Source organism: Nostoc sp., assembly GCF_036916735.1.
Taxonomy (GTDB): Bacteria; Cyanobacteriota; Cyanobacteriia; order Cyanobacteriales; family Nostocaceae; genus Nostoc.
In genome coordinates this window covers 22,233-29,510 of sequence record NZ_JBALFV010000034.1, presented here as the reverse complement: position 1 = coordinate 29,510, position 7,278 = coordinate 22,233, and the positions used below count along the sequence as shown (strand labels likewise).

Annotated in this window: 8 protein-coding genes; 6 read left to right on the top strand and 2 right to left on the bottom strand. The window is 42.3% G+C overall.

Annotated features, from left to right (window positions below):
* The first annotated feature begins 281 nt into the window (after positions 1 to 281).
* From V7L20_RS08655 to V7L20_RS08630, 6 genes are all read left to right on the top strand, one after another.
* The gene (locus V7L20_RS08655; protein ID WP_334743678.1) at positions 282 to 545 is read left to right on the top strand and encodes a hypothetical protein; all 264 of its coding nucleotides are present in this window, start codon (positions 282 to 284) and stop codon (positions 543 to 545) included.
* 302 nt (positions 546 to 847) lie between these two features.
* Positions 848 to 1,297: a pyridoxamine 5'-phosphate oxidase family protein gene (locus V7L20_RS08650; RefSeq protein ID WP_334743677.1), complete on the top strand. Its 450-nt coding sequence runs from the start codon at positions 848 to 850 to the stop codon at positions 1,295 to 1,297.
* A gap of 138 nt (positions 1,298 to 1,435) precedes the next feature.
* Positions 1,436 to 2,044 (top strand): aldo/keto reductase, encoded by a 609-nt coding sequence (locus V7L20_RS08645; protein WP_334743676.1) that lies wholly within the window; start codon positions 1,436 to 1,438, stop codon positions 2,042 to 2,044.
* A 41-nt stretch (positions 2,045 to 2,085) separates the two neighbouring features.
* Positions 2,086 to 3,837, top strand: coding sequence for a thiamine pyrophosphate-dependent enzyme (locus V7L20_RS08640; protein ID WP_334743675.1), 1,752 nt, complete (start codon positions 2,086 to 2,088; stop codon positions 3,835 to 3,837).
* Between the two features lie 158 nt (positions 3,838 to 3,995).
* A complete protein-coding gene (locus V7L20_RS08635; protein ID WP_334743674.1) occupies positions 3,996 to 4,199 on the top strand; it encodes a ChaB family protein in 204 nt (67 codons plus the stop codon).
* A gap of 64 nt (positions 4,200 to 4,263) precedes the next feature.
* The gene (locus tag V7L20_RS08630; protein ID WP_334743673.1) at positions 4,264 to 4,797 is read left to right on the top strand and encodes a hypothetical protein; all 534 of its coding nucleotides are present in this window, start codon (positions 4,264 to 4,266) and stop codon (positions 4,795 to 4,797) included.
* Positions 4,798 to 5,023: 226 nt separating this feature from the next.
* Here the strand turns inward: V7L20_RS08630 and V7L20_RS08625 are convergent, their stop codons facing one another.
* Together V7L20_RS08625 and V7L20_RS08620 are read right to left on the bottom strand one after the other, a co-directional pair.
* Complete coding sequence (locus V7L20_RS08625) at positions 5,024 to 5,899, bottom strand: GNAT family N-acetyltransferase (RefSeq protein WP_334743672.1); 876 nt, start codon at positions 5,897 to 5,899, stop codon at positions 5,024 to 5,026.
* A 150-nt stretch (positions 5,900 to 6,049) separates the two neighbouring features.
* The gene (locus tag V7L20_RS08620; protein WP_334743671.1) at positions 6,050 to 6,922 is read right to left on the bottom strand and encodes a GNAT family N-acetyltransferase; all 873 of its coding nucleotides are present in this window, start codon (positions 6,920 to 6,922) and stop codon (positions 6,050 to 6,052) included.
* Between the last annotated feature and the right edge of the window lie 356 nt (positions 6,923 to 7,278).

Here is a 7,278-nt window from a genome sequence, read left to right as displayed (position 1 = left end):
TCCGCAAGTAAAATCAGCTTTTGCTTTCTCAAACCCCAGTTTGCTTACTCATTTTGGTGTTTTCCGCAAGTAAAATCAGCTTTTGCTTTCTCAAACCCCAGTTTGCTTACTCATTTTGGTGTTTTCCGCAAGTAAAATCAGCTTTTGCTTTCTCAAAATGCTTGAATGCTTTTCAGTAAGTAAGTCGGTGATAATACAATACGCTTGGGTTAGCGCCAAAAACCTTAAACTGCGTAGGTTGGGTTGAGGAACGTAAGCTGTTAAGCATTTGAGCAAGCACATTGAAACCGCAGGGGGCAGTTATTGCTGGGAGCAAGGGAGAGGGTTTGCAGCTTTTTTTGACAATGAAAATAGTGCAACTGGCAGGCGCGACAGTTTACCCAGGTATAAAGCGTGTTTTACTCCTGATACCAATTTTGTATGAAGATGCGTTTATAGTGCAAGAAATAAAGAACGAACCGCCCTTCGGGTTCACCAGTCGCTTACGGTGGGAAACCCGCCTACAGCGCTGGTTCACCAAGAGCGCCAAGTACGCCAATAAATAAGAAATTACGAGATTTGGCGCAGCTTCACAAAGAAATGGTCTGAATTCTGCTGTATATCTAAAGAAATAAGCACAGAATTCACGTTACTATGCCTAAAAGTTGTATATGCACAGAACAGTCACTCTTAACCATTATCTCTATAGATATAACTAAAAAAGCTAATTTTAAGATAACTCCATCTGTAGGCTCACGCAATTTAAACAAAAAAGGTTAATACTGAAAATTAACTTTACCAGTATGACAACTGATTGTAATCAACAATTCCAGTCACTAAAAAGCAAACAGAGAAAAAAATACAAACAATGGCAACTTCTACAGACCGCGTTCAACAGATTCAAAAGCTGCATGAACTAATCCAAAATATTGATTATGGTATGTTTACCACAGTCGATGATGATGGCAGTTTGCATAGTTACCCTATGTCAAAAAGTGGTGAGATTAAATCTGAACCCACACTCTGGTTCTTTACTTATGCTGGTTCCCATAAGGTAACTGAGATTGAACACTATGAACAGGTAAATATTAGTTTTTCGTCACCCGAACAGCAGCGATACGTTTCTATTTCAGGTTCAGCAGAACTCGTGAAAGACCGCAATAAGATGCGAGAGCTATGGAAGCCAGAACTTCAAACCTGGTTTCCTAAAGGACTGGACGAACCCGATATTGCTTTGCTTAAGGTGAATATTAACCAGATTAATTATTGGGATAGTGCATCGAGTTTCAAACCACAAATAATTAGTTTTGTGACATAATAATCACGTTTTTAAATAATTAATAATTCGTAATTCGTAGTGAAGAATTTAATTACTAATTATGAAGGATGTAATCTGTGAGCGAAATTAGAAAACAAAGTATTTTTAATTACGAGAAATAAATGGTACGAGAAATTAATGGCAGGACAAAATAATGATGAAGCTGCCCAAAAGCATTTACCTTTAGAGGTAAAATGGCGATACTTTTTAAAAGGCATAGGCTTTATCGGTGCAGGTACAGGGGCAATATTTGCTGACCACATCCTTAATGCCAATTCTGAAGTAAAAACGGTAGAGGTTCTAGCGTTATCTGCAACTCTAACGAACAGCGCAAACACCGGTGAAATTCCTTTTCGTCCACTAGGAAAAACAGGGGTGAAAGTGTCGGCGATGTCTACGACGGCCTACGCATACGCACTTAGAGGTGCAACTTTAGGGCAAGCAAAGAGCAAGGAAGAAGCAATTCGCATTGCTCACGAGACTATTGACAATGGCATTACCTTCATGGATAACGCTTGGGAGTATAACAAGCATCGTAGTGAAGAGTGGATGGCAGAGGCGTTGCAAGGGCGACGAGACAAGGTTTTTTTGATGACGAAGGTTTGCACCCACGGACGCGATCGCAAAGTGGCAATGCAGCAACTTGAAGAATCTCTGCGTCGTCTCAAAACCGATCACCTAGACTTGTGGCGAATTCACGAAGTTGTTTACTACAAACGATCCAGAAATGATTTTTTGTACCAATAGGGTAATTGAAGCTTTAGATCAAGCGAAAAAAGAAACTTATTATGGCAACAACTGCGGCTGAAGTTCTCATTGATACTATCTACGACTGGGGTGTTGATACCATCTTTGGACTACCTGGGGATGGTATAAACGGCATTATGGAAGCTCTGCGCCTGCGTCAAGACAAAATCCGTTTTATCCAAGTGCGACATGAAGAAGCAGCAGCATTTATGGCTTGTGCCTATGCCAAATATACAGGCAAGTTAGGGGTTTGTCTTGCCACATCTGGGCCTGGTGGACTACATCTGCTGAATGGTCTGTATGATGCTAAACTTGATGGTCAACCAGTTTTAGCAATAACCGGACACCATTACCACGACTTAATCAACACCCACTCTCAACAGGATGTTGACCTGGATAAGGTTTTAATGGATGTGACAGTTTATAATGCCCGTGTGATGGGGCCGACTCACGTTGAAAGTCTTGCAGACTTGGCTTGCCGTGCGGCATTAAGCTACCGGGGTGTAGCACACATCAATTTTCCTTTAGATTTTCAGCCCCAAAATGCCGAACGAAAGGGTTCGATGCGGAACGTCCCCCATCACACTTCTCATGTCTTTGCCCGTGGTGCGCGTCTACCAGTTGAAGATGATTTGCAACGTGCAGCAGAGATTCTCAATGCTGGTAAGAAAGTCGCAATATTAGCAGGACGGGGAGCATTAAAAGCGACTGATGAATTAGAACAAGTTGCCGAAAAACTGGGCGCACCAATTGTTAAAGCATTACTAGGTAAAACATCCGTTCCAGATGATAGCCACTATACCACGGGTACAATTGGTTTAATTGGCACAAAGCCATCCCAAGATGCGATCGAGAATTGTGACACTCTGCTGATGGTTGGGACTTCTTTCCCATACATGGAGTTTCTTCCAAAACCCGGACAAGCAAGGGGTGTACAAATTGACATTGACCCATCTCGGATTGGTATGCGCTACCCTGTTGAGGTTGGGCTGGTGGGGGATAGTCGCCGCACTTTGCAAGAACTACTGCCACTATTACAACCTAATGCTGATCGCAGTTTTCTGGAACAAGCGCAGTCTGGCACGAAACAGTGGTGGCAATTAATGGAACAGCGCGGTACTAGGAACAATCAGCCGATGAAGCCGCAGGTGGTAGCTTGGGAGTTGGGTAAACGGCTATCTGATACGGCGATTCTCTCTGTTGATTCGGGTACAGTGACAGGTTGGTGGGCGCAGCAAATTCCAGCCAAACGCGGACAAATGCACTCGGTATCGGGAACATTAGCATCAATGGCCTGTGCATTACCTTATGCGATCGCTGCTCAAATAGCCTACCCTGATCGCCAGTGTGTTGCTTTCGTCGGTGATGGCGGTTTCTCGATGCTGATGGCAGAGTTTGTTACCTGCGTGAAATATCGTTTACCCATTAAGATAGTAATTATCAAAAATGGCACATTAGGACAGATTAAGTGGGAACAAATGGTGTTTCTAGGCAACCCAGAGTATGGTTGTGAATTGGAATCAATCAACTTTGCAGCCTTCGCTCAAGCTTGTGGTGGTGTGGGGATGACAATTAAAGATCCGGCTGAATGCGGTGAAATTTTGGATCGGGCACTTGCTACACCAGGGCCAGTAATTGTAGAAGCGATCGTTGACCCCTTTGAACCACCTTTACCTCCAAAAATCACCCTAGAACAAGCGACCAAGTTTGCCGAATCACTTGCCAAAGGCGAACCTAACCGTGAGAAGATTGCTCTGACAATCCTCTCAGATCAGGTGCGACAATTAATTTAAGTACAAACCTTGAATTTGTCTGTCTCATTAATTTTGATCAGTTTGTAGTAAGCACACTTTGTACTTACTACAAACTTGTTCACCCCTTGTAACTAATGGGACAGACCACTATAAACGCGTGGCTCTAAACCCAGTTTTCTGGAAAGGAAACGAAATTTATGCCTTACAAAGAGATTGCAGACTTACCCGATTCGGTCAAAGAACACTTACCCAAACACGCCCAAGAAATTTTTCGGGCTGCATTTAACAATGCTCAAGAAGAATATGGTGAAGAGGAGCGTGCCTTTCGTGTTGCTTGGAGTGCTGTGAAACGCGATTACGAAAAAGGCAACGATGAGCAATGGCACAAAAAGCTAGAATAGCTGGGATCGTTTAAGCAGTTTTATTAATTCTGCCCAAAAAAACTTTATTAAAAAGGAAATTTTGATGAATTACCTTGTTGCAGTTTTACCAGATCGAATACAAGCAGAAGCCGCTTACTCTGCTCTGGAAAAAGCAGGATTGCCAACTTCACAAGTAAATATTTTGGGCAATGGTTATCTAAGTGCTGATGAATTTGGACTGATTGATCCCGACAAGCAAGCCCGTAAACAATCAAATTGGCTCTTTTGGTGGCTTGTACCCTTTGGATTTGTTGCAGGTTATGCCTTCAACTATCTAACAGAAATTGAAATATTTCCGCAGTTTGCTCGATTTGGCAATGAATTTCTGGCTGGGATCTTAGGAGCTATAGCGGGTGCATTGGGGGCTGGTTTAATCGGCCGAGGAGTCGGGTATACAGTTAGCAGTGGCGATGCTTTACCCTATCGTAACCGTTTGAATGCTGGCAAATACTTAATTGCAGTTACCGGAAATGAGGATTTAATACGCGAAGCTACGCGTATACTGCGTCAATTTGAACCAGAAAATATTCAAGGCTATACAGATTATTCACAAAAGAGCAAACTTGTGAAAAATTAAGTCAAAATTTCTAAAAAAACTGATAGACATCTCCAAAAATGAATGTAGAGACGTAGCACTGCTACGTCTCTACAAGGGTTCTGGATAATGCATATTTAATTATCAGATGTTTAATCTACGTCAGGTTCAACGCCGAGCGATCGCGGCGGGTCGGTTTGATACATCATAAAGCAAATCTGATGATGAAACTCTCAGTTCTATTATGATTCAATTGTTTTTGACTAACTCAACACCTTGCAGAACGAGGCAGCATAAATTTCTCACCCTCTGCTGCAAATTTACCACGAACCATCAGCACAGTTTGATCAAATGCATGGACGAATGCTTCCACATCCTTGACATCGAGAAGTTCTGGACTAAAGTAAATCACTACTTCTTCAATGGGTTGAGGTATCTTAGCAAGAATATTCTTCAAAGGGCATATCTGCGTTGTAACTAAATCAAAAAGATGAAGTCGGGTATCTTCTATCTCCATGCAGGCGATTAAATCTAAATCTTCTGCATAATATAAGGTACGACTTCCTTCATTGACACAGAACACAGTTTTTTCCTTGACTACGCCAACTATATTAGAGACAGGGGCGCGTGTTTCCAAAAGTCTGTGTAACAATGTGTAATCTTTGGTATCTGTAAAATCCAGTGTTCTAAAGCTATCAGTGCTACCTGTGGAGTTACACTTAACTTTGAAGATGTGTTCTTCGACAACACGAAAGCCAAAAGGTAAGTAAAACTCTGGTTCTGGTGTCGTCAGTACCAAAGTTTCGTAAATGCGATTGCAATATTCCAGCACTTCTTCCATTACTTCGCGGTAATACCCTCTCCGGCGAAATTCTGCACGGGTCGCTACTCCATGAATTCCTCCGACAGTGAGCTTTTGTCCCATAATTTGCATGGGAATTTCTAACACTCCTACATGGGTAATAGCTATATCATCATGAAAGCGCATAAATGGAGTTGAAGCTGTTTCCCAGGATGCACCTAGTTTTCTTGCACATTCTGCTAAACTGCTAAGTCCGGGAAATGTAACTTCCATCAAGTCAAAAAGCTTATCGCTTAAGCTGGGATTAGCAGAGAATGACTGTTTGAAACGATACTGGCTCATAGTTCAAGTATTACGATCAATTCACTCTAGTAATTGGGCATCCCTTCGGCTTCTCTAGGAGACGCTACGCGAACGCTCAGGGCAAGTGGGCATTGGGCATAATCTCCACTTCGTCACTCTTGCCGATATTTCTATTAAACTGAATATTTATCAAGCCTGAGTCTCTTCAAATAAGACTAAGCCATACTTATCACCAGTAGGCAAAAAGCCAATTCCTCGATAAACTGCTTGGGCTGCTTGGTTATTATCACCTGTAAACAGGATGGCACGTTTTACTAAGAGCGATCGCGCTTCTAACAACGAGCCTGCTACTACACTTTTGGCGTAGCCTTTACCCCGTAACGCTGGCGGTGTCCAGACTCCACCAATTTGTACAATATCAGGTAGGCTGGCATTGAAAGCAGAGTAGGAAACTAGGGTATCTCCTGCTACCAAAACCCAATGCATAGCCGTAGCTTGACGTGCTTCAATTACGAGACGGCTAGCTGTTGTTAAACTGGGAGTATCTCTTTGTCCTAAAGTTTCTACACTATAAGCAGCACACCATTGAGTGAGTAATTCCAACTCATCTGGATGCGGTAAACGACACTGCACCTTTGCCGATGCTAAAGCTTCAGGTATTTGCAAGTCTCGTAATGCTAGAGAAAACAATATCTCAGGCTGATCAAGCTGAGTTGGTCGGTTGCTAAGTCCCAAAATGCTTTTTGTTGCTTCGACTTGTGCTGCTGGACCACTAATTCCAGAAATAACACGTCTAGATTGTGCCACAACTGCTTGCACCACTTCTGTCAAATGTACAGGGGCTTGAACTACAATCATCCCATTCCAAAAATGGGCTGCAACTGCCACTATAGTTTCATTTATATATGCCGCTATGTAAGTTCCTTGAAATCTTGCACCTTGGTCAAGTAGTCCCGCAACTCGCCAATTAGAGCGCAAAAACATCGAAGTATCGCTGTGTTGCAAAAGAAATTCTTCTAGCGATACTTCATCTCCAGGTTGTAGGGTTCTCAAAGTAAGCACAAAAAACTCCTGAGTATTCAATTGAGTCTACCGAAGAAGCAGTTCTGAGAATAAATTCAAGCAACAAACAGTTACCACCTAAAGAGTAACATATTTTGTATTATATATGTAATATTATTGCCAACTTCCGGGTAGACGGACTACTGCGCCTGGGGGCAAATGGATTGTATTGGGTGTGCCAACAGCGAACATAGAACTAAACCTCCATCTCCACTGTAATAGTTAAATATCAACTGCTGCGGCTGAAAAATACAGCAGCGACAATAATCAAACCTAAAAGTGCTAAAGGAACCCAAAGATTAGGAATATCTGACAAACTCATATTTAATTATGAATTACGAACTTGTACTGAGCGC